Origin of the sequence: Vibrio sinensis (assembly GCF_003605645.1) — a bacterium.
Lineage (GTDB): Bacteria > Pseudomonadota > Gammaproteobacteria > Enterobacterales > Vibrionaceae > Vibrio > Vibrio sinensis.
The window spans coordinates 1-24299 of the sequence record NZ_QVMU01000021.1; the positions used below are offsets into that span (position 1 = coordinate 1).

Sequence of the window (24299 nt, forward strand, 5' to 3'; positions counted from 1 at the left end):
TATTATTTGGTCTGCATTCATAGTGTTTACTCATTTTATTGTGGTGATAAAAGTGAGATCACTAAACATCATGAATGTTCTTATCTTTATGAATTATTTTACTATTTTTCTCATATTTGAGGGGATACCTCAGGGACAGGCACTTTAACTCTTAATAGTTTACAACGGACAGGCGTTTTAAAAACTAGGTATACGCTGATTGAGATTGAAGTAAGCACTTTCAAATTAGCTACGTTAATAGCGAATATTCAGTCACATAGAGAAAATTACGACTTTTTAATGTTATCTAGTTAGGAGTGAAGCGCAGATTCTAAAAAATAGTCGCGGAAGTTATTGATCGTATTTCTAAGGGATATGTTGAAGTGGAAAAATAGAGCAGGTTGTTTTATCCATCCAATCTTAATAGATGAATCCGTTTTTTACTTAAAGCATGCTTGGCGATTTCTGCGTTATAGATACAGCCTACAGCGGTACTTCGATGCTTCTCTAATTCAGTACAGCCTTTCAGCCAATTATATTGGTTTATATTGAGTCGTCGTAGTATTGGTGGGATAACGGAATTTAAAGATGCTTTGCCATCCCGATATTGACGTGCAGTCCAGTCAACCAATTCGATATAATCCATCAAGCGAAATGGGATCCCATCTAGCTTTTCGTTGGTTGGGTTACCAATGAATGGATGCAGGCAAGGAGCTGTTTGTTGCTGATTATTTAATGCTTCTAATCTAGCTTGAATAGAGGTGAACTCCGATGTTTCTGGCGTTGTAGCAACACCAGCCCTCAATGGATTTAAGTCGACATAAGCCATGGCAGCAGCTAGTGCCTGTTCATCAAGTAAAGCTTGGCTTTTAAAGCGGCTCTCCCAAAAATGCCCTCGGCACTTATCTTCCCGGTTTGCTTGATAAGCGATGTCAAAGTTGAGCTCCTTCATAAACCAACTTAGATTCCACAAGCGAGAACGCCATGAGTCAATTATCGCTATAGATGCTTCTAATTCTGCGGTACTGGTTAATTGTCCGGCTAACCAACGCATAATGAGAGCAGGAAGCTTATGATCTTGCTGCCAGCGTTCGACCACCTCACGATCAGACAATGCCTGTGCTTTATCTCGGTTAATATGTACAACCAAATGATAGTGATTGCTCATAATTGCATAGGCGCAGATATCAATACAGTAGACCTGAGAAAGCGCATATATTTTCTGCTTTATCCAGTCTCGGCGATGTTCGTAGTTCTGCTCTGTTAGCGGGTCGACTCCACATAAGAAACTGCGTCTTACACAGCGCGAGGCACAATGATAATACGGCGTTACATCGATAGAGATCTGCTGTTTTCTGGCTGTTGTCATCTTTAGCTTCATGTGATTGTTGGTTCAATTAGCATAAAAAGACTAAAAATAACGACAAGGTAGGATGTGTCAACATGCTACAAGGTTATCAACAATTCATACTTTGCTTACTTTATGGTGTGTGTCCTTTTAATATCATTCTTTTAATATTAATCCCTAATATCAACAATAGGATAATAGCGTGTGTCCCGGTAATAATACTTGTGTCCCGGTAATAACGGTAATAGGAAATTTGATGAGGTATTTGTGGCTAACCAAAAATTGCCATAGTGGGTGGCATGTGGTTATAACAAGAAGTAATAGAAGATATTGAGTTAGTGAAAATAATGATTTAGGCGATACTCCGTAAATTATTTACGTGGAGTACCGCGTTTTCAATTCCATGAAAGGCTGGTTACAAAACCCAAGAAAGGCTTAGTAACAAAGCTACTGCTGAAGTTGATAAAAACAACACTGCAAGCGTTGCAATTTCAGCTAGAGTAGAAGTTCCTGCCTGTGCAGTATTTTCTACGTTAGTAGTTTCTTCAGTGTCCAACATTGATAGAAGTGCTGAGTTCATATTCTCGACCTTATGTAGTAATGTTTCAGAAGATGGTGTGAATTTTACTCAATATGTGAGCTTCGTCAAATAAAATATGTAATTTAATTACAAAGAATTTTAATAAGGTGGGATTAGTATTTCTAATTTGTATTTAAATGATGAATATAAGGCAGTGTTATTTTTTATAAAATAGATTAATCGATAAGTGTATTTATATATTTAGGGGCTCGTATTACCTTGTCCTCCATATCCTATATACAATCCGTATATATCATTGCATTGCTTAGTACCTTTCGCTTAGCTAAAGGATCATCCAGAAAACAACGAGATTAGTGTAAACTCCTTAGTGTATTCCCCGACCAAGAGACAGTATTTTGCACCCTGAAGACAATCGAGTGAAAAAAGCAACGCGTATTGAAAGTGTCATGAACTCTGCACTGTGGCATTTAGGACAAAAAGATCTTACGGAAAGTGAGTTGCTCGCTAAGCTTAGAGTCAAAACTGACAATGAAGATTGGATAGCGGATACCTTAGAGAAACTTCGCGGCTTTGGCTACTTAAAGCCTGACAATGAATTTGCGCTAAAATTCGCAGAGCGTGCTTTTTCTAGTGAGTATGGCAGTGGGTACATCTTAGAAAAACTCAAAAAGAAAGGGCTTAGTGATGCGGTGATCAGGGATGCGATTACGAAAGTAAAAGATGAATTACGCATTGATGAGCAATCGATCTTGAATGAGCGTATTAATAGCTATTATCAAGAATTTAATATGAGCAAAGAAAAGCTCATAGCGATGTTGCAAAAGAGAGGCTTTAGTTATTCTCAAGTCAATGAAGCGATAAAACAACACGCCTGCTTTCATCAACTGCAAACTAATCTGGAGATCAAAGCGGAAAAAGCAGATTTAGAAAAAGAAGTCTTGAAATATGCCCGAAAAGGAAAGGGAATGACGGTTATTCGCCAAGAGTTACGTCAACGGAAAATAGACACGACCGATCTTGATGTCTTAGTCGAAAAGTTAATCAACGCTGAGCAAATTGACTTTTATGGGGCCTGCTTAGAACAACTTGAAAAAAAACCTTACGACTTAAGCACACATAAAGAGCGCAGCAAAGCGTATGCTATGCTCAGTCGTAAAGGATTTTCTTCTGAAGAAATTCAGTTTGCTATGAGTGAGTTAAGCTAGTAAAGAGTTGATTTTTGATATGCTTTATACCTAGGAAAATGAAGTAGCAACCGTATTACGGGTTGCCTATATTTAAGTTTCTTGGGTATATCCGGTATTACTCAATAAAAACGCAGCGATTCTTCCCGGCGCGTTTTGCTTGATACATGGCTAAATCAGCCTTATGCATCAGTGATTCTAGATTTGTTTGTTGGCAAGAACAAATACAAGCGCCTACGCTGGCACTGATCCTGAAATCATGTTCTGGCGTTACAGAAATAGGGTAACGTAATCGTTTGAGCAATGACTCGCTAAGTTGTTGTGGATTGCTCATCTGTTTGTCACTGTTGAGCAGTACCGCAAATTCATCCCCACCTAATCTCGCGAGTAAAGCTTCTGAACCGAACACCTTGTTCATGATCATCGCGACATGTTGTAACGCTTTATCACCTGCAGCGTGGCCATAATTATCATTGATGGCTTTAAAGTTATCGAGGTCAATGTAAATCAAACAAACATGACGTTTTGATTCTTGCGCCGCTTTAAGCGTTTCTTCTGCTTGCGATTGAAATGCGCGTCGGTTGACTAGGTTAGTTAAGTCGTCGTTATTCGCTAAGTAATTAATACGTTGAATATCGAGATGCAAGCGCAACTGATATCGCGCCATAAAAAATGACAATACTAGGCTTAGCAACACGCCAAGTCGCATCAGCGAGTGGTGTAGTGCTAGTGAATCTGTAAAATCTAATCGTTTATCAAACGCAGTATAAGAAACCAGTTTCCATGCTGTCGAATCGTTGTCAGTGACGTGGAATTGTTGAAAGCAGTACGGATTAATGCATCCGAGAGCGCCAACGGATTCGATGGTCATGAGCCCTTGGTCGGTTTCAATTTGTCCTGAATTTATGGATTGAATTTGTCCAGCTAATTCTGGAAACTGACTATAGATGGTGTGCGTTGGTTTATCTTTAAACATAAAAGAGAACTCAAGCTCCGGATAGAGGTCGTTAAAGAGAAAATATCCATCTTTGTTTAGTAACATATAGTTGGTGCCACTATTTAAATTGAATAGTTCTAGTCCATCCATGAGATAACTCGCTCGGTAATTTACAACCACAATACCCCGTTTCTTTCCAGCAGAGTCAAAGATAGGAGATGCTAAACGAATCACTGGTTTGAATGGTATTTCGATCCCATCATATTCAATGTTTAAATCGAGTGGTGATATATAAATTTGTTTGCTTGTTAGCGCTATTATTTCAGAAAAATAGTATCGGTCACTCTTATTCTGCAGTTCTGTTGTAGGTACGATTGTAGCGAGGTCCTGCTTGTAATTAATTCGAATAATTTCGTTGCCATTGGTATCAAGATATCGGATTTGATCGTAGATCATTTTTCGTTGGCTAACGATTTTTAAAGCGTGATTAAACTTATCAAGTAGGCGCGCTTTGGTTTGATTATTATCAGGCTCGTGTACCCGGTAAATTTGTTGTTGTGCGAGGATGTCACTTAATAGGACTGTTTCTTTTACAACTGAACCCATGACCCATTCAATGTACTCTTTTTTACCCTCTAACAGAGCAGCTTGTTGCACTTTGACATTACTTTTTTTTGTTTCAACTTCTGAGATTGAGTCGTAGTAAAAAATGACTAAAGAAACGGATACCAATAAGGTGAATGTCAGCATGAAACGAGTGCAGAAAAATTTAAATTCTGAAAGAGTTAACTTGTTCATTAAATAAGAGAAATAGCGTTAATGTGAGAAGGATGGGATTATAGTGACTGAAGTCACAAATTGATAGAGGTGTGCCTGGGTGATTTTTTATCGTAACGATAATTATGCGTGCTAATTTACGACAACTTAAGTTTTGTCATTATACGCTTTGATATCTGACCTAAATAGGCGACAAATGTGCCGCGCCTATTTAGGTCTTGCATGGTGGATTCAATCTCTCAGAGGCCTATGGCCTACGTGTTATGAGTCTTAGTTTGTTTTTGCATTGAAAGGCTCGACATTTTTGATTTCAGAGATTTGAGGTTGGTTACTTTTTTCAATATCAGTAGGCGTATCTTGTTCTTGCTCACTTTTACTTGAATCAAGTTTGGTATGAATGGCTTGGCTACGACCATTGTGTTTCGCTTGATAAAGAGCTGTGTCGGCGGCTTTGATGAGCTCTTGGGTGGTGGCGTTGAGATCAGGGTAAGTAGTTACACCAATCGATACACCAAGTTGTCCTAGAGATAAGCCTTTCATATCAAGGTGCAGTTCACGCACAGATTCGACAATGTGATTCGCCAGAATCATCGATTCTTCAACGTCACAGTTTGGACTCAGCACCGCTAATTCTTCTCCGCCCAAACGACAAGCAACGTGATCTTCACCAATTGATCGCTTGAGTAAGTTGGCCACTTCTTTTAATACATAATCGCCGGCATCGTGACCAAAATTATCGTTGAATCGTTTGAAGTGGTCTAAGTCGAGCATTAGCAGGGACATCGGTACTTGAGTTTGTCCTGACTTAACCCACTCATTTTCAATGACTTCTTCAAAGAAACGACGGTTAAATAGCCCGGTTAACGGGTCGCTTAATGCTTGCGAACGCAGTTTTTCTTGTAAGCTGAGGTTAGCCAACGCGAGCCCTAGATGCTCAGCAATGGTAAACGCAAGCTGTTTGGTTTCGAGGCTTATAGTCGAAGCACTTTGTTCAAAGTAGAGATGAAACATCCCGACTGTATTACCGTGTGCAGTCAAAGGCACACAAAGTGTAAGTCCGTCACCGTCGCATTTTTCCATATGACCACAAGGCAAATTATGATGTTCATCCTGGGATAAGTGATGTTTGCCTTTACGCAATGCCCAGCAATCAAGTGGAGCATAGGTTTTTGCTGCAGGCCATTGCCCGCCCCAGTCCAATTTAATTTCAAGTTGGTTGCGAGATTCTCGCATAATTGAAACACAACCATTGATGTTGCCCAGTAGGCGAGGAACGATATCCGCAACCACGGCTTGTGCTTCTTTAATATTGTTACATGCGGCAAGCATATTGGCTAAACGGTGCAGAAGTTCAATTTCTTGGGTACTTTTTCTTATCCGTTCCTCTTGTTTATCTCTTTCTTTATTGACCACTAGGAGGATTTGGCGGTTGCTAAACCAAGATGAGAAAACGAGTACGAGTAAGGAACTACCCAGTAAGACGACTACGATAAATTCAAGATCCCTCGCCATCGCGTAGAGGGTCGTCATTGGCATTGCTAGACGTAGAATATAAGTTGCATCATGGCCGTGTTCATCTTTTTCTAATTCTAATTTTTTCGCCACATAGAGCAGTTCTTGATTGAGAGTAGGGCTATAGCGTTTCGAAATACCATCGCCACCACCAAGAGCAATAATGACTTCTGGGCGTTGGCTATGATCATCGAGTAACGCAATTTCTCTGCCGCTAAGTTGTGAATCGCCAAGAACTTTGCCAGTACTGTGAATAATGGTAAATCTTCGGCCAAAATTGGCTTGAGGCATTGTGGTGAGGAATCGGTCTATTTCAGCTGCTTCCATATCATAAAGATCAAGTTGGCGTTCTTGCATTTGGTAGCTGACATCATCGATGAGTCCAATCATATATCCGCTGACAATTTTGGTTAACCATTCATCTAGGGTCCGATTGTAAAAATAGCCTCCAACAATCATGGATATGGCTAATGCCACGATGGGAAGATATTGAAATTGGCCAAATGACTTCTTCTTCATTGTTTCTCCATAAACAAATCTATAAAAAAAGTGTCGTAGCATAGTGGGTATTTGAAATGATTCTAAATACTCAAAACCTTATTAATTATAATGATTTAGTGTTCGTGTTTGATTATTGAGTTTAGTTGTATATTGAGAGTAATAGTTTTTAATGGTGTATTTCTGTGCACTAAGTTCATATAGTGGCAAAATTCAAGCAGGTGACAAAAATTAGTCAGTGATTTAGTTCGCAAACTAGCGTTGCATTCAATGTGTTAGAAGTTAGAGATAGAAAAATGCCCCACCAGTTTAGATGAGGCATGATTTAAACTTAATGAAGTTATTTTGCGTTATTTCTTATTCGCGTATTTCATTGAGTCTAGCGCTACAGCGAAGATAATGATGCCGCCTTTAATAATGTATTGCCAGTAAGGGCTAACACCAATGTAAGTCATACCATAGTTGATAACAGTGAAAATCAATACACCAGTAACAACGCCGGCGATACTACCCACGCCACCAGCAAAAGAAACGCCACCAACCACACACGCTGCGATGGCATCAAGTTCGTATAGGAAACCTAGGTTGTTGGTCGCACTACCGATACGTCCAGCTTCTAACATACCACCGAAAGCATAGAATACACCGGAAAGGGCATACACTTTAAGTAGTGTTAGAGGTACGTTTACGCCTGATACTTTTGCTGCTTCTGGGTTACCACCAACGGCGAAGATGTTCTTACCGAACACGGTTTTATTCCATAAAATCCACATGAAAGCGATGGCTATAATGGCGTAGAACGTGATGTAAGAGAACCTAAAATCACCCATCTGGATAAAGCCTTGGGTAAAGGTAGTAAAACGCTCATCAAAGCCCGCGATAGGAGATGCACCGACGGCATCATAGTAGAGAGAGTTAACCCCATATACGATAATCATCGTACCTAACGTCGCAATAAATGGGGTTACTTTTAGGTACGCAATGATAATACCATTTAAAAGACCGACGATTGCACCAACAAGACAGACACTGATAATTACAGCGACGATAGGCACTTCACCAATCGATGGGAATACCTTGTTGACGTTGTCTACAGATTGCAGCAATGTCGCAGATAATACCGCAGCCAAACCAACTTGGCGACCCGCAGAAAGGTCAGTGCCTTGTGTGACGATCAATCCAGCTACACCCAATGCGATGATGACGCGCACAGAAGACTGAGTCAGAATATTACTTAAGTTACGCAGGCTTAAAAAAGAGGGTTCTTGAATGACGATGATGGCCAATAAAATGAACAATACCGCGTAAATTGCACCTTCTTTTAGGTGCTTCAATGCAAATGTTTTAACAGCATCCATAATACATTCCTTAGAGATAGCGCGAGGCCAGTTCTAAAATTTCGTTTTGAGAAGTTTCTTTTGTGTTGACGATACCAGCAGCTCGACCGTTACTCATGACCAATATACGATCGGTAATTCCGAGTAGTTCGGGCATTTCAGAAGAGATAATGATGATCCCTTTGTCTTTTTTCGCCAGCTCGAGGATCAGTTGATAGATTTCAAATTTTGCACCTACATCAATGCCACGAGTTGGTTCATCCAACATCAAAATTTCAGGTTGTGTGAGTAGCCAGCGACCAATGATAACTTTCTGTTGGTTACCACCAGAAAGAGATCCAATGTGAGTCTGATGCGACGGGGTTTTGACTCGCATCGAATCGATTACCCATTGGGTATCGCTTTTCATTTTCTTATTACTCAATAATCCAAACTGAGTTTTGTATTCGTTAACATTGGCAACGAGAGAATTGAACGTAATATCAAGGTTGCCATAGATCCCAGTTGAACGGCGTTCTTCGGTGACTAGGGCAAATCCATTGTGAATCGCTTCGTTTGCATCACGGTTTTTCATCTCTTTATCGTGTAAGAGTATCTGTCCCCCTTGTCGTTCACGAACACCGAATAGAGTTTCAACAATATCGGTACGACGTGACCCAACCAAACCAGCAACGCCCAATATTTCTCCTGCGCGTAAGTCAAATGAAATATCTTGAATCGAGGGTTGATTCAATGCAGTCAGGTTTCTTACGTTGAGAATGATGTCCTTGGGTGTATTGGTTTTTTCTGGGAAACGGTGAGTGAGTTCACGGCCAACCATCATTGCAATGATCTTATCCATGGTCAGCCCTTCTAGAGGGCGGGTATCAACCCACTGACCATCACGTAGAATGGTGATTTCATCGCAGATAGCGAAAATCTCTTCCATTTTGTGTGAGATATAAACGACACCACAGCCTTTGTCTTTGAGTTTATTAATGATAGTAAAAAGGTGATTAACCTCTTTTTCTGTTAACGATGACGTCGGCTCATCCATGATGACAACTTTCGCGTCATAGGAAAATGCTTTAGCTATCTCAAGCATTTGCATTTGAGAAACGGAAAGTGTTGCGACTTTTACACGAGGATCGATATTGATATCAAGTTCTTCAAATATTTCTTTGGTATCACGATACATTTTATCGTGATCGACAAAGAAGCCTTTCTTCGGATAACGACCAAGCCAAATGTTGTCCATGACGGAACATTGTTTCACTTGGTTTAGTTCTTGGTGCACCATAGATACACCAGATTCTAACGCTTCTTTGGAAGATGAAAAATTGATGTGATTACCAAGAAAAACAATATCACCTTCATCTTTTTCATAGATACCGAATAGACATTTCAACAAGGTTGATTTGCCAGCGCCATTTTCCCCCATTAATGCATGAATTGAGTGAGGGCGAACTTTTAAATTCACGTTATCTAATGCCTTCACACCTGGAAATGATTTACTCACACCTGTCATTTCTAACAGGAATTCATGTGTTGTACTAACCATGGCATCTCTTATTGTTCTAGAGTGAATATTGGATTGCGAAAATCAAATGGAATAAAGCTAGGGCAGCTAAAAAGGAGAGGTTTCCCTCTCCTAATAATGTGTTATAGGAACTTTTCTAGAGTAGAGCGTTCAACACCAACATATGGTACACGAACGACTTTGTTGTCGATCTTCCATTGCGTACCTTCCGCAGCAGCTTTACCCTCTGCTAGGTTACGAGAAAGCTCAAACGTTGCTTTCGCTTGGTTGGTCGCGTCGTTTAGAACCGTACCAGCCATGTCACCTGATTTAACCAGTGCTAATGCCTCAGCTAACGCATCAACACCGTAGACAGGAAGTTTGGTGCCAGCGCCACGTAGTGCTTCGACTGCACCCATCGCCATGCCATCGTTATTTGCGATAACGATTTCAATCTTGGTGCCGTTAGGGCCAGAAAGCCATGCGTCGACTTTATCTTTTGCCATCGCGGTATCCCACATGCCGGTATCCATGTGTAGCTCTTCAGTTTTAATACCTTGATCATTAAGGGTTTTAACTGAATAGGTGGTACGTGCTTCAGCATCTGGGTGGCCAGGTTCACCTTTGAGCATCACATATTGTAATACGCCATCGCCGTTCTTATCCCAAGTCGGGTTCGCTTTCCATTGTTTAGCGATCAGTTCACCTTGAATGATGCCAGACTCTTTTGAATCCGTACCAACGTAATAAGCTTGGTCATAGCTTGCCATTGCGTCTTTTGATGGTTCTTTATTGAAAAAGACGATAGGCACGTTATCCATTTTTGCTTTTTGGATAATCGTTGGTGCCGCAGCTGGGTCAACAAGGTTGATAGCTAGCGCCTGCACGCCACGAGCGAGCATCACATCAACTTGGTCATTCTGCATTGATTGACTGTTTTGTGAGTCATTCATTAGTACGCGTGAATCTTTATCCGCATCCGCTTCTTTTTGGATAGCTTGGCGAACAACCGACATAAAGTTGTCATCGTATTTGTAGATGGTGAAGCCCAGAGTAGTATCAGCTAGCGCTTGAGTGCCGAAGCCCATGCCAGCAGTAAGCATCGCGAGTACAGTTAACTTTCTCATAGGATGAGTCCTAATTTTTGTTATAGAAGGTGTAGGGTATAAAGTTTCACGTTATTTGAGATATCTTTTTAGCGACGATATCGCTGTGGAAACGTTTACCCTGAGGAGTATATGCTTTGGAAAAGGAATTAATGTGAAGCACACAATATTTCGTTGTTTATACCCATGATTCAGGCAATATTTACTATAAATATGTGATTGTATTAGGAGTTCTTAAATTTCAATGTAAACGTTAATCAAAAAATGCGCACAAACACCAAGACTATTGCCTAGAAATTTGGTTACGCCACGTATGAGGCATATTTTTTTGATGGAAACCTAAAATTAGGCGCTTATTAAAATTAAAATAATCAATAGTAAATGGGTTTGTGCTTGCAGTACCCGTTGCGAGTCGAGCTGTAGAGTAAAAGATAGGGGAAAGAGGGGAACTCTGTTAATATCCGCGCTCACCAGTAATCGCGTTGATTGTGCTGGGTTTACCTAAGACTAGGATTTATTTTGACCAATAATGATATTTTGCGTCGCGTACGTTATGCCTTTGATTTTAATGACAGCACTATGGTTGCTATCTTCGCTGAAGCAGATTTCAAAGTAACCGAAGAACAAGTCATCGCTTGGTTGAAAAAAGAAGATGAAGCGTTGTTCGTTAAAATGACAGATACAGAGTTAGCATGCTTCTTAAATGGTCTAATTAATACGAAACGTGGTAAACGAGAGGGTGAGCAACCTCAGCCGGAAGATCGTCTGGACAATAATATGATTTTCCAAAAGTTACGTATTGCACTTAACTTAAAAGCGGAAGATATCCTAGAAATCTTACAACTTGCTGATTTCAATCTAAGTAAGCACGAACTGAGCGCTTTCTTCCGTAAACCGGGCAATAAACATTACCGTGAGTGTAACGATCAAGTTCTTAGAAACTTTTTGCAAGGTGTTCAACACCAATTGCGTCCTGGTGCGGCTAAATAACGACATCAGTTAAGAATTTGGAGGGGGCTAAAAATATAGATGATTAGCTCCTTTTTATCTTTTGCTTCAATGGATTACAATTATGGAAATGCTCATTGTTTCATCAGAGCAACAACAACGTCTTATTATGATTTTTAGCGATACAACGACAAAAGTATCGGATAAAGAAATAATTAGAAACCTAGATGCTTATCCTGTGAATTCATCTGCCTATCTTGCTTTTAAAACGGCACAAGATTTGCGCGTAGAGCGAATTTTCTTCCCGTCGGGCGATGACAAAACAGGTTCACTTGCTGGTGGTGATTTCTTATATCGCTATCTATCAAAAGGCTATATTTGCCTTGGTGATTTGGTGGGTAAACCAAAACCAGACTTATCACCTTGGGGTGTAAGATCGGTTCGTAAATTAGCGAGAGTAGGCTTTGGTCTATAAATAGGCCAGCTTAAAAACGCTTGTTGCAGACGGATAATATTTGCGGACGGATAAGGTTCGCGCTGTCTGCAACGTCTCTTCTCTTCTCTTCTCTTCTCTTCTCTTCTCTCCTTATAGGCCTGCTAGAACATCTGGCAATGGCTCATTATTGATAGCTCAAATAAGTTACACATAAATCGTGAAATGCTTGTGCCTGCGGTGAGGTTGTCCGTTCCGTTAAGCGAAATATTCCAATTTGACGTTCAAGGGGAGGATCGATCAGAGGGATCCAAACGAGTCTCGTTTCATTGGTTGGAAAGGCGAGTTTAGGTAAGGTTGTAATGCCGATCCCCAATTCAAGAACGGAAAAGAGTGAAGTAATGTTTTCAACAGAATAGAGCGCCTTTTCGCTTAAAACTCTTGCTGGTGTTGGATCTAGAAGAGTACAGGTGCCGTTACGAATAAAGGGCTGTGTCAGTAACGTTTTCCATTCGATGCCTGCCGGTTGTTTTGCGATTGGGTGGTCGTTTAAGCAGACGACACCAATGGGATCTGAAATCAGCGGGGTAAACTCAATCGCGCTATCATCAATATGTGTGTAATTCCCTAGAGCTAAGTCGACTTCCCCGGAAAGTAGCCGTGTTGCGACGCCGGCAGCGTTATCATCAATCAAACTCACTTCAACTTCTGGATATTGTTCACAGAAAGCTCCAAGTACACTCGGAATCAGTTTCGCCGCGACAGAAGGCACACTAGCAATCCTCACTCGGCCTTGTTGCCCGGCAGCAGCAGCTCGTAAGTCGTTATCTAATGCATTGTAAACATTTAAGAACTGAATAATTTTTGGTAAACATATTTCCCCAAACGGGGTTATCTTCGATTTGTTTCCTGATTCGAAAAGTGGTTGTCCAAGAGATCTTTCGAGCTCTTTTATCGACGTCGAGAGCGCTGCTTGAGAACGATTAGCTCGATTTGATGCGGCACGAAATCCACCTTCTTCTACCACCATCACAAAATACTTCAATTGTTGTAATTTAATACTCACCGTTGAGACTCCTGTCAGCCCTTTATTTACCTTACTTTTCCCATGGTGATAAATAAAACTTATCAAATGTAAAAAATTTACCGTTAGATTTATCGGCTGTCAATGTGCAATATTTAACCATCAAGAAACAATGTGATTACAAAGGTTGAAAGAAACGTGAATAAACAAAATAAAAAGCACCCAGTTAAAACCGCTCTCTTTGCCTCTAAAGCCCCTTTGGAATGGGCGATTGTCAACAATGGTACCTTGTATACTGCACAGATCCCAATTGATGAAACCGGTGCAGTTGTAGCAGGTGGCATTGAAGCTCAAACGCGTCAAACGTTTAACAACCTTGTTCATACTCTAGAGTGTGCTGGTGAATCTTTAGACTCAGTGCTTCAAGTACTGATTTACGTAACCGACCGTGAATATCTAAAGACAGTGAACAGTGTTTATGCTGAATATTTTGAAGCTCCGTATCCAAATCGTGCGGCAATGGTTGTTGCCGGCTTAGCACGAGAAGAAATGTTAGTCGAATTTGTGGTTTACGCTTCAGCTTCTCAACCTGAAGCGTGATGCGGTAGCCCTTTATTAAGCAAGTTTATAAGACAAGTTTACCCCTTAATTTATCGATGAATTACTGGCAGTAGAATTTAAAGCCAGAGTGAACAAGGAAAGCATCATGACCCAACCAAACTTCTCTGCTCTAGGAAATGTTCAAGCTGAAAAATCGCTCTATATTGCGGGTGAGTGGCAATCAGGCGAAAGCACGGTTGCTAACATTAACCCATCTGACATTAGTGAAAATTTAGGTAACTTTGCTCAAGCAAGTGAAGTACAAGTTCAGCAAGCCATCGCGGCGGCAAAACATGCTCAACCAGAATGGGAAAAGACGCCGATTGAACGTAAGCAAGCGGTGCTGCAAGCGATCGGTGATGAACTGATTGCTCGTTGTGATGAGCTTGGTACATTGCTATCTCGTGAAGAGGGTAAGCCATTTGCTGAAGGTCGCGGTGAAATTTACCGTGCAGGTCAGTTCTTTCAATATTTCGCAGCAGAAGTGCTGCGCCAAATTGGGGATAGTGCTGATTCAGTTCGTCCTGGTGTTTCCGTTGAAGTAACGCGAGAAGCTGTAGGGGTGATTGGTATTATTTCGCCTTGGAACTTCCCAACCGCAACGGCGGCTTGGAAGATCGCTCCGGCATTGGCATTTGGTAATAGTGTGATTTGGAAGCCAGCGAATCTGACGCCAGCGAGCGCGGTCGCATTAACCGAAATTATTCATCGTCAAGGTCTGCCCGCTGGAACATTTAACTTGGTGCTAGGTAGCGGTTCACAAGCGGGTAATGCGCTTATTAACTCCAAAGAAGTCAATGGTGTCAGCTTTACTGGTTCAGTTGATACAGGACGTAAAGTTGCAGCCGCGACTGCACCGAACTTTGTGCGCTGCCAGTTAGAAATGGGGAGTAAAAACGCCTTAGTCATTGCTGATGATGCGGATATTCAAATTGCCGTTGAAGCAACTATTGCGGGTTCTTTCTCTGGGGCTGGGCAGAAGTGTACTGCATCGTCTCGTTTAGTGGTTATGGATGGTATTCACGACGCTTATGTTGAAGCGCTAATCAAGCGGATGAGTGAGCTAAAAGTGGGGCACGCATTGCAAGATGGCATTTTCATGGGACCTGTTGTTGATGGGAAACAACTGGATGCGAACTTAACCTGGATTGATAAAGCGAAACAATCGGGTGCAGAACTGGCGTTTGGTGGTGATCGTTTGAACTTGGAACATGACGGTTTTTACATGTCACCAACCTTGTTTGTTAATACGCAAAACAGCTGGGAAGTAAACCAAGAAGAAGTTTTTGCTCCAATGGCGAGCGTGATTCGTGTTTCTGGTTTAGATGAAGCTATCGCAACGGTGAATGATACACGCTTTGGCTTAACGGGCGGCATTATTACTCAAAGCCTTCGCAATAGCGCGATTTTTAAGCAACAAGCACAAACCGGTTGTGTGATGGTTAACTTGCCAACCGCAGGTACGGATTATCACGTTCCATTCGGTGGACGCAAAGAATCGAGTTTTGGTCCTCGTGAACAAGGCCAATATGCAAAAGAGTTTTATACGGTTGTAAAAACTGCTTACCAACGTCCTTACTAGCATACGTTGGTTCTTAAATGGTGGTGAGAGGGGCGAAATGATTCGCCCTTTTTTATCAAAAAATTTATGTGTTGAGAGAGGTTGCCTGAGACGGTATTTATCAACATAAAAGAGATGGCAGAAGTAAGGAGTGGTTATGTATCAGCAAAGGATTGTGATTGATGGGTTGCAGTACTGCAATTGGGATCGCGAATATTTTCAAACCCTAAAAGCCAGTGGTATTACCGCGGTTCATGCGACGGTTGTTTATCACGAAAATGCTCGTGAAACATTGACACGCTTTGCTGAGTGGAACCTGCGCTTTGAACAAAATGCCGATCTTATTATGCCGATTCATTCAATGGCGGATGTCGAACAAGCAAAACAACTGGGCAAGGTCGGCGTCCTGTTAGGGGCGCAGAATTGCTCTCCTATTGATGATGAAATTGGTTTGATTGAAGTGATGCGTCGCCAAGGTTTGTTGATTATGCAATTAACCTATAACAATCAAAGTTTATTGGCGACGGGCTGCTATGAGCAGAACGATACTGGGGTAACTCGTTTCGGCAAGCAAGCTATCGAAGAAATGAATCGAGTAGGAATGATCATTGATATGTCTCACAGTGCTGAGCGTTCAACACTAGAAGCAATCGATCTTTCGTCTCGCCCAATTTGCATCAGCCACGCCAATCCGACTTTTGCACATGATGCTCTACGTAATAAATCGAACCAAGTAATTAAAGCCTTGACCAAACGTGGCGGTTTAATTGGCTTTAGTTTGTACCCATTCCATTTACCTAATGGTAGCCAATGTACCTTAGACGATTTTTGTAAAATGGTTGCAAAAACCGCGGATATGGTTGGTGTAGAGCATTTAGGAATCGGTAGTGACTTATGTCTTAACCAACCACAACAGGTTTTGGAGTGGATGCGTAATGGTCGCTGGTCAAAAGCGATGGATTACGGTGAGGGGTCAGCAAATAACTCAGGTTGGCCAGATGCATTGCCATGGTTTAGTGGCAGCAAAGGAATGGAGAACATTTATAACGGGTTAATACATCACGGATTCAGTGAATCTGAAGCTGGATTAATCGTCGGGGAGAATTGGTTTAACTTCTTACAACAAGGATTAGAGCCTATTTCATAACCGTCCTCTTAACATGGAACCGCCTGCCAACAATACAATAATAGCGCGGGTGTTAAATACACTTCTTGCTGCCAACTAATGCACACCATGTGCATTGAATGCTGCAAAGTAACCTCTGGAGTCAGAGCATGTCCGATATTAGTGAAAGCATGAAAACTTCGACGATGAATAGTTCATCTAAAAAGCACGCAACACAACATAACTCAACGAGTGAAACAAAAAGTTCAATCGACAAACTAGGGTTAAGTAACCCAGCATTCTGGTACAGCGGCGGTTTCATCGCGCTGTTTGTCTCAATAGCACTGTACGATGGTGAGCTTCTCTCTTCATTAGTCAATACAGGGTTTGGCTGGGCGGTAAATGTGTTTGGCCCATACTGGCAATTACTACTTCTTCTCACTTTTCTTATTGGTCTTGGATTGGCCGCAGGGCGAACAGGCAAAGTGATCTTAGGTGGTATTGATAAACCGGAAATGGATGGCTTTCGTTGGATGGCAATCATCTTTTGTACATTGCTCGCTGGTGGAGGGGTATTTTGGGCTGCCGCTGAACCGATCGCTCACTATGTAAATCCGCCACCTTTGTACGGCGCACAAGAGAACCCACAGCAAGCAGCAGTGAATGCTCTATCGCAATCATTTATGCACTGGGGCTTCCTAGCTTGGGCAATCGTGGGCAGCTTGACGTCAATCGTCGTTATGCACCTTCATTACGATAAAGGCCTTCCACTTAAGCCGCGTATTTTACTTTATCCTGTATTGGGCGAAAGAGCGTTAAAAGGACAGACAGGTGCGATTATTGACGCGTGTTGTATCGTCGCGGTTGCTGCAGGAACGATAGGTCCGATTGGCTTTTTAGGCTTGCAAGTTAGCTACGCATTGAATGCACTGTTCGATATTCCTGATGGCTTTACCACTCAACTTATTATCATCCTTTTTGCCATCGTGCTTTATACCGTTTCTGCATTAAGTGGTTTAAACCGTGGAATGCAAATGCTAAGTCGTTACAACGTGATTTTAGCTGTTGCATTAATGGCTTACATACTGCTCTTTGGCCCAACCAACTTCATCTTTAATGGTTATATTCAAGGTGTAGGTAGCATGCTAGACAACTTCATTCCGATGGCAACTTATCGTGGTGATGAGGGGTGGTTAAGCTGGTGGACTGTGTTCTTCTGGGGTTGGTTCCTAGGTTATGGCCCAATGATGGCTATCTTTATTGCTCGTATCTCTCGTGGCCGTAGTATTCGTCAACTCATTACCACGATCAGCATTATTGCTCCGCTTGCGACTTGTTTTTGGTTCACGATTGTTGGTGGTTCTGGTTTAGCGTTTGAAATTATGGAACCAGGCAGTGTGAGTAAGGCATTTGAAGGCTTCAATTTACCGGGAGCACTACTTGCAGTAACGCAACAACTGCCAATGCCAATGGTCGTCTCTATTCTATTTTTGATTCTTACTACGATCTTTATTGTCACAACTGGTGACTCGATGACATATACCATCAGTGTCGTGATCAGTGGCGAAACAGAACCCAATGCCATTATCCGTACTTTCTGGGGTGTCATGATGGGTGTCACGGCCTTGATATTAATATCACTAGGTTCTGGCGGTATATCGGCTCTGCAATCGTTCATTGTGATAACGGCAGTTCCAGTATCCCTGATTTTGTTGCCATCGTTGTGGAATGCTCCACAAATCGCCATCAAGATGGCGAAAGCGCAAGGTCTATAAAAATAAGGTCTATAAATCACAGGGGCCATCAAAGACAAGTCCTAGTAGTGACTGTCTATGAAAGAAAGCCTGTCACTGAAAGGTGGCAGGTGTAGATAAAGAGTTAGCTTGAGTGACCTCAGTAATCACTCAAGTTGATAAACACAAAGACTAGCAATATGTGAAACGTGTGGGTGATTGTCACCCACATCAACCTAACAATACTTATAATGACAATAGGTGGTGAGCAAAATGGATGCACATCGTTCTACTAATACTGAGACAGCAATGCGCAATGCAGAAATTGTGATGGCACCTGAACGTTTAGGCGCTATGCACCAAAACAGAATCAGCTTCGTACGCAGTTTGATTCGGAAAATGGCAAAGCAAGAGTGGCATGTAACTCAACATGAGTGGCAATTGTGTCCCCAAGGATACGGGCATGTCATCTATCGGCTTGAAACCCCGGCGCATGTTTATCATCTCGTGGTTTTTTGTGATGAAATTGCTGATGAAGAACGTAATGACCGTGTTATTGCAGAGAAGTGGGACGTGACGTTTGCTTTAGTTTATGGGGATGTCGATTCTGCACTCCTTGAACAGTTGCGAGCCAATGTTCCACTGCAAGAAGCGGGTCGTAACCCCAATAAAGTCTTAGTATTAGCTCGTGCCAATAAGAGTGTTCGGGTGTTCGAACATATTGTTAGCCACCTGTCTCAAGGTATTCAACCTGATCCTAAAGAGTTGGCCGATGTCGGCTATATTCTCAGAACCACTGCAGTTTATGGTAATGGCAAGTTTGGTATTGCTGACTTTAAACTATTAGAAAATAATCAAGATTTCAGTCAGTCATTCAGTGCTCAAATGTGCGCGGTTTACCTACTAAGAGAATTTAGTTTAGATTGGGTGCACTATTTAGCTAAGCAGTATGGTGGTGATAAAGCGATTTCATTGCATCGTGGCTTACAACGTTATTTAGGCGTAGGTAACGCGACAGGGTTGGGGATGGCACCCTATTTGATCAATCACCCATGTATTGTAGACCAGTGGATGACAACGCGCGAGCGTGCTATTAGTGAAGTGCTTGCTATGCCATGTGAACAAAGCGAATACCTAGCTTTGGATGCGTTACTCAATAAAGGTATTCGCCATTTACAGCAAGTGATCACTATCAATAAACATCAAGCAAATCTCAATATCGTTGCCTTAGAGCACCTGGTGAATTTGAGAAAGCAGTTGAACATGTTGATGTTGCAATCGCCAAACTGGAAAGCCGTTGTTGAACAGTCTCAGGCGATGAGTCTAGAGGCGCAAGAAATACTCATTTCTTGTTTAATGGAGCTTTATCCGGAAGTCGTTGACCCTTTCGAAGAGCAGATGAACTGTGATGAGGCGCTATCTTTGGCCAGTGGTAAAAAAGTCTCGGATCTCATTGCGTTGTTAGAGGCAAAATATCGCTGGGCCATTGATATGGACTTCACTCTACCAGAAAATAACTACTGGTTCTGGTATCGCTCACAAGATAAAGAAGAGCCACGTTTAGGTATTCGAGGTGAAGAGGTCGGTGAAGAACGTGAGCTCCCACTTGATATTGGTCGCCAAGTTTATCGTTTTTACCACGCTTTAAGGACATACACTGAAAGCCGCTCAGATCTAGCTGATGCTTCAATGGCTGAATTTCTGTTACATGAACCTAAACATCGTGCGATTGCACGTCGCGTATGGACGCTCGGTAACAAAGCGATGGGTGATATCCAGATGAACGTGTTACGCCAAGATGCGCTACCAATGCATTTATTGCGTTGCAAGTTGGCCATTTTTGGTGCGACGAAATTCGATCCTCGTTCTGATCGTTGGGTTCGTGTCACTTTTTTCCAAGGTTCCCCTTTACTTGATGAAATTCACGACCAAAATTATCAAGATAATTGGATATTTCCGTTACTACCTAGTGATGAATCGTTAATTCAACAATCAACCTTTGGAGGCGCTACCCAATGATCGTTTCTCACAATGAACTTGTTACCGCAGTGAACAAAGCATTTTTAGGGATGCGTAGAACGTGTGGTGAAGCTGATGTGGTCGCGAATATGGTTGCTGACCTACAAATGGTAGGCTTGCACGGTGTCCATCACTTTAATAATGCGAGCAACTTTTTAAGTAAAGAAGATGATTGTCCGGTGGATATAAAAAATGTCGACAGTGGTCATTTGAATATTGATTTGCATCGATGTAGCTTAGCGTGTCATTTACCTGTGATCATGGATTACGCTATAGAGAAAATGATTGGCCAAAAGCAGATCATGATCACTTTAGAAAACTGTCACAATCGATGGCTTGCTTACAGTGAGTTGGTGAAGTTGGCCGCAAAAGGGATTGCTTGTCGTGCCAAGTGGGAAAATGGGACTGATCCAAAAAGAACATTATATGTGCTCAATCGAGGTTGTGTCGCACCAGAACTCTATTTTTCACAAAGTCTTGAGCTAGATGACGCTGATTTACACAGAATGACGATTGAATTATCCGTGGATGATTTCTGTTTAAAAGAAAGCTCACAAGGGTATACGACTCATATTGATGCAGCAGAGTTACAACAAGCACTCACACTTGCATGGCAAGAGGGGATCTTTGTTGACGATCACCAATGGGCGATACTCAAGCAAACAGCGACAGTGTTTCTTGTTGAAAACAGTGAACGTTCTTTAGAGGGGGCAGGAGGATTAGCTTAGGTCGCTTCTGTAATGACTTGTTGTCGTATTTAAAGGTTGGCTAAGTTAAACGTCAGATCTGCTATTGTCAGGCGAGATGTGTTATTCGTGTTATTGATAGTGTTCGTACTTGCGATGTTATCAAGCATAAATAATGCAGCTCGCTTTTTCGTTATACAGAGCAATATAGCGGATAAACGGTGTTTATTAATATGATGGATGTTTGAATTAAATCGGCTGAATTTGATATAGGTGAATTCAGTGAATTGGAATCGCAGCTATATACAAGTAAATATTGAATTATTAGTAAATATTGAGAAGCACGATTTAACGATGATTTAGATAACTGGGAAATGAAGAGTTGAGTGATATTGCAAAGAGATAACACCGAAAAGTAGGCGGCTTTTCGCGGTGTTGTAACTGCAACGTGTCGATTTGGAATATCACAAACTAGTTGGGTGTCTATTCAATCAGTCGATAGCTGTTCTTGATGCATTAAAGTATGAAGAGGAAAGTATCGTGATTGCTTTATAATTAACACACTGTTAATAAAGAATTTATTGAATTGAATATCTTGCGTTATTTTACAGTGCGGATGTTTTTTTGTCGTGTCGTCTTTTGAAACCAAAAGCGCTTACGACCAACAGAACGAGCCATAAATATCCTTAATTGAGTTTAGAAATCAGTACAGACGAAATTAAATTAAGTCAGATGGATTACTGATAGAAGTATGTAGTAAATTATTTATTTAGGTATAGCGAAGTAAATAGGGAACGTAGCGACATATACAAAAGCAGATGTTGGAAGTGTTAGATATTTTCTAGGATACGGAATAAATGTTTTTACATGGTGTTTAAAGTGGCGTAAATGGTATAAATACCACTTACGCCAACTTCATAAATTATAGCGCGATAACGTTCGCAGCTTGAAGACCTTTTTGGCCTTGCTCTACTTCGAAAGACACTTTTTGGCCTTCGTTAAGAGTTTTGAAACCTTCAGAAGCGATAGCACGGAAGTGAACGAATACGTCAGCACCGCCGTTGTCTTGAGTTAGAAAACCAAAACCTTTCTCTTCGTTAAACCATTTTACGATACCAGTTGTTTTACCAGACATGTGAGTCCCCTTTGATTAAATTTTATAATAAATATTCGCAATAAAATGCGTTGCGCTGAGAGCTTGGAATTATTTAATGTGATTATGAAGCTAAGGGAAACACTGAGGATTACAACAATAACGAAGATATTCTGAGGGTTTTACTATTACTTTATTTTTCATCAATAACTCTGAACAACAGAGCGGCGACATTATTGTTTAGATACACAGTTAAGTAAAGTCTTTTTTCAAATTATTTTAATTGATTGAAATTTATACACTTAATAATGAGGTTTGGTCAGTGTACTAGTGAGATACTACCATTAGTTAAGGATAAGATAGGATTTAACTGTGTTTGTGCCTATCATTGTTGGGTCGAGCCCGAGACTTTCTGAGGGCGACGTATCATTAAATGGATAATGTGAAATGAATTTGATTGGTTTGCAACTGGACGATGAAGCCCAAGTTTTGGTTTCTGAACTACTTGATGGTCTAGAAGAGCAGGATGGTTGGTTTAAAATGGCAGTGCGAATGGCTGCTCAAATCGATACCAAACTGCGTGAATGTCAGTATGCTGGTTGTGTTAAATGGTTTAGCGAATCTGATTTTATCGAAAAAGAGATCGTCTATATTTAAGTCTATGTAAGCCGCGATGATGAAATTGAATGGGTGATCATCACTCATTCAATTCCGAACAAATTTACTTCTGTTGCCAATGATCATTCACAAACCGCAGTCCTTGTAACCGTTCGGTGACTCGAGTGAGCACGGGCCCCCCAACATGACTACGTGACACTAAACATCCTACCGGATTTACCCACCCACCACTTTCATGAGTAACGGGTAACGCGTTGATTCTACCTTGCTTGATTTTTTCCTTTACCAACAACTCAGGCACATTTGCCCAGCCGACATTTTGTTCAACAAGATCAACAAGTGTTTGATGGGTGTTGGCATACCAAATCATGGCGCTGATCCCGTAGGTAAACCATAACTCTTTTTTCTTTGAGCTACGATGAACACATTGACGATAGCGTTTTAAATCTGAGTCTTGAACTTGCGGGAGTTGAGACAAGTCGTGCTCCATCGCAGCAACCGTTAAAAAACGCGCTTGGCCAAGTAAGAAAAAATCCATATCAACTTTGAGTTCGCCATTTGCGTAGATGATTCCAAGGTGGGCTTTACCCGTACGCACTAACTCTTCTATGTCGAAAGTTGGAACGGATAGGATATCAAAATGGGTGATAGGGAACTCATCGGCTAGGGGAACGAGTAGGCTTAGCAACTTACTATCGATAAGGCTTTCATCAACTGCGATGATGAGTTCATGCTCATCTTCTTTGGTTAACGATGTAACTTTTTGGTCAAAATATTTTTGCTGGTGAAGAATGGATTTAGCGATAGGCAGTAATGCTTTACCGTTATCCGTCAACATTGGGATATTTTTGTCTCGACTGAATAGCTCTTGATTAATGCTTATCTCTAAATTCGCGATTGCTTGGCTTACTCCTGATTGAGCGCGTTTTAGCTTACGAGCAGCGGCGGAAAAAGAACCGCTTTCACAGACGGTGACAAAAATTTTTAGTTGTTCAAAGCTATACATTTGAGTTCTTGATATTGAATTTTTGCATTAGATTATCACTGTTCGTGATGGCTGTTAACTTTTCTTATTGTAATTGACTGTCATAATCGCCGCTTCTTGATGTTTTTATAAATATTTAATACCCCAACTAATTGAGGTGACTGGATGCTGACAAACGAAAGTCCTCACGAACCACCACCTCACTACCGGAGCTTGCTGTAGCAGCACTAAGAGGAATGGGTATTGTTTATATGATTGTAGGGGAAGTTGATGGGTGTTATTGAAAGAGTTTTTCACTCGGTTCTATTTGAAGTGTTAGCCATTTCATTATCCATTATTGGATTGGCTACATTTACCGATCATGATATTGGCGCATTATCAGAAACAATGATAGTTATAGCGACAATCGCGATGATTTGGAATTATTGCTTTAATTACGTGTTTGACAAAATTGTGACTGGCGAGAAAACGCAGCGTTCGATATCACTTAGAATTGTCCATGTTATTTTGTTTGAAGCTGGCTTACTTTGCGTCACCGTGCCAGTGATGGCTTACATTCTAGGGGTTTCGATTTGGCAAGCATTTGTTATGGATCTTGGCGTGACAATTTTTATTACGATTTACGCGTTTATCTTTAATCTTGTTTATGATCATGCTCGTGTGTTTTTCCTGAAAAGCCAGAAAGTTGCCATTTAGCCTCAGTATTTCTATGATTTTTAGCGTTGAATCGATGTGAACTTAATCCAGATTAAATCTTTTCGATAGGTTTATCAGTAA

The 24299-nt window shown here is 41.2% G+C and carries 21 protein-coding genes; 11 read left to right on the plus strand and 10 right to left on the minus strand.

Annotated features, from left to right (window positions below):
- Nucleotides 1-385: 385 nt before the first annotated feature.
- The gene (locus DZ860_RS17535; protein ID WP_207890654.1) at nt 386-1348 is read right to left on the minus strand and encodes a transposase; all 963 of its coding nucleotides are present in this window, start codon (nt 1346-1348) and stop codon (nt 386-388) included.
- 394 nt (nt 1349-1742) lie between these two features.
- Nucleotides 1743-1907, minus strand: coding sequence for a hypothetical protein (locus DZ860_RS24470; protein WP_165862930.1), 165 nt, complete (start codon nt 1905-1907; stop codon nt 1743-1745).
- A gap of 407 nt (nt 1908-2314) precedes the next feature.
- Between DZ860_RS24470 and DZ860_RS17540 the strand changes: the two genes are divergently transcribed.
- Nucleotides 2315-3073: a RecX family transcriptional regulator gene (locus DZ860_RS17540; RefSeq protein ID WP_120034029.1), complete on the plus strand. Its 759-nt coding sequence runs from the start codon at nt 2315-2317 to the stop codon at nt 3071-3073.
- Between the two features lie 97 nt (nt 3074-3170).
- Here DZ860_RS17540 and DZ860_RS17545 read toward each other — a convergent pair whose 3' ends face one another.
- The 5 genes from DZ860_RS17545 to mglB all read right to left on the minus strand — a co-directional run bounded on the left by DZ860_RS17545 (nt 3171) and on the right by mglB (nt 10738).
- The gene (locus tag DZ860_RS17545; protein WP_120033897.1) at nt 3171-4787 is read right to left on the minus strand and encodes a sensor domain-containing diguanylate cyclase; all 1617 of its coding nucleotides are present in this window, start codon (nt 4785-4787) and stop codon (nt 3171-3173) included.
- Between the two features lie 249 nt (nt 4788-5036).
- On the minus strand, nt 5037-6797 hold the full coding sequence (locus DZ860_RS17550; protein WP_120033899.1) for a sensor domain-containing diguanylate cyclase: 1761 nt from the start codon (nt 6795-6797) through the stop codon (nt 5037-5039).
- 329 nt (nt 6798-7126) lie between these two features.
- Entirely contained in the window at nt 7127-8134 is a 1008-nt protein-coding gene (gene mglC, locus DZ860_RS17555; protein WP_120033901.1) for a galactose/methyl galactoside ABC transporter permease MglC, read from the minus strand.
- A gap of 10 nt (nt 8135-8144) precedes the next feature.
- The gene (gene mglA, locus DZ860_RS17560; protein WP_120033903.1) at nt 8145-9653 is read right to left on the minus strand and encodes a galactose/methyl galactoside ABC transporter ATP-binding protein MglA; all 1509 of its coding nucleotides are present in this window, start codon (nt 9651-9653) and stop codon (nt 8145-8147) included.
- Between the two features lie 101 nt (nt 9654-9754).
- The gene (gene mglB / locus DZ860_RS17565; RefSeq protein ID WP_120033904.1) at nt 9755-10738 is read right to left on the minus strand and encodes a galactose/glucose ABC transporter substrate-binding protein MglB; all 984 of its coding nucleotides are present in this window, start codon (nt 10736-10738) and stop codon (nt 9755-9757) included.
- A gap of 498 nt (nt 10739-11236) precedes the next feature.
- Between mglB and DZ860_RS17570 the strand changes: the two genes are divergently transcribed.
- Together DZ860_RS17570 and DZ860_RS17575 are read left to right on the plus strand one after the other, a co-directional pair.
- The gene (locus DZ860_RS17570) at nt 11237-11707 is read left to right on the plus strand and encodes a YehS family protein (RefSeq protein WP_120033906.1); all 471 of its coding nucleotides are present in this window, start codon (nt 11237-11239) and stop codon (nt 11705-11707) included.
- An 82-nt stretch (nt 11708-11789) separates the two neighbouring features.
- Entirely contained in the window at nt 11790-12140 is a 351-nt protein-coding gene (locus DZ860_RS17575; RefSeq protein ID WP_120033908.1) for a hypothetical protein, read from the plus strand.
- A gap of 145 nt (nt 12141-12285) precedes the next feature.
- Here DZ860_RS17575 and DZ860_RS17580 read toward each other — a convergent pair whose 3' ends face one another.
- A complete protein-coding gene (locus DZ860_RS17580; RefSeq protein WP_120033910.1) occupies nt 12286-13164 on the minus strand; it encodes a LysR family transcriptional regulator in 879 nt (292 codons plus the stop codon).
- Nucleotides 13165-13320: 156 nt separating this feature from the next.
- Between DZ860_RS17580 and DZ860_RS17585 the strand changes: the two genes are divergently transcribed.
- From DZ860_RS17585 to DZ860_RS17610, 6 genes are all read left to right on the plus strand, one after another.
- Nucleotides 13321-13722, plus strand: coding sequence for a RidA family protein (locus DZ860_RS17585; protein WP_120033912.1), 402 nt, complete (start codon nt 13321-13323; stop codon nt 13720-13722).
- Nucleotides 13723-13828: 106 nt separating this feature from the next.
- Complete coding sequence (locus DZ860_RS17590) at nt 13829-15304, plus strand: aldehyde dehydrogenase family protein (protein ID WP_120033914.1); 1476 nt, start codon at nt 13829-13831, stop codon at nt 15302-15304.
- Between the two features lie 136 nt (nt 15305-15440).
- A complete protein-coding gene (locus DZ860_RS17595) occupies nt 15441-16430 on the plus strand; it encodes a membrane dipeptidase (RefSeq protein ID WP_120033916.1) in 990 nt (329 codons plus the stop codon).
- 128 nt (nt 16431-16558) lie between these two features.
- A complete protein-coding gene (locus DZ860_RS17600; RefSeq protein ID WP_120033918.1) occupies nt 16559-18163 on the plus strand; it encodes a BCCT family transporter in 1605 nt (534 codons plus the stop codon).
- A 231-nt stretch (nt 18164-18394) separates the two neighbouring features.
- Nucleotides 18395-20140, plus strand: coding sequence for a hypothetical protein (locus DZ860_RS17605; RefSeq protein ID WP_120033920.1), 1746 nt, complete (start codon nt 18395-18397; stop codon nt 20138-20140).
- Nucleotides 20137-20868 (plus strand): DUF3726 domain-containing protein, encoded by a 732-nt coding sequence (locus DZ860_RS17610; RefSeq protein WP_120033922.1) that lies wholly within the window; start codon nt 20137-20139, stop codon nt 20866-20868. The genes DZ860_RS17605 and DZ860_RS17610 overlap by 4 nt, the downstream gene beginning before the upstream one ends.
- 880 nt (nt 20869-21748) lie before the next feature.
- Here DZ860_RS17610 and cspE read toward each other — a convergent pair.
- Complete coding sequence (gene cspE / locus DZ860_RS17615; RefSeq protein ID WP_120033924.1) at nt 21749-21961, minus strand: transcription antiterminator/RNA stability regulator CspE; 213 nt, start codon at nt 21959-21961, stop codon at nt 21749-21751.
- Between the two features lie 405 nt (nt 21962-22366).
- Here cspE and DZ860_RS17620 point away from each other — a divergent pair, with 405 nt between their 5' ends.
- Nucleotides 22367-22576, plus strand: coding sequence for a hypothetical protein (locus DZ860_RS17620; protein WP_120033926.1), 210 nt, complete (start codon nt 22367-22369; stop codon nt 22574-22576).
- A gap of 64 nt (nt 22577-22640) precedes the next feature.
- Here the strand turns inward: DZ860_RS17620 and DZ860_RS17625 are convergent, their stop codons facing one another.
- Nucleotides 22641-23543, minus strand: coding sequence for a LysR family transcriptional regulator (locus DZ860_RS17625; protein WP_120033928.1), 903 nt, complete (start codon nt 23541-23543; stop codon nt 22641-22643).
- 249 nt (nt 23544-23792) lie between these two features.
- Here DZ860_RS17625 and DZ860_RS17630 point away from each other — a divergent pair, with 249 nt between their 5' ends.
- Nucleotides 23793-24218, plus strand: coding sequence for a PACE efflux transporter (locus tag DZ860_RS17630; protein ID WP_120033930.1), 426 nt, complete (start codon nt 23793-23795; stop codon nt 24216-24218).
- Nucleotides 24219-24299 lie beyond the last annotated feature (81 nt).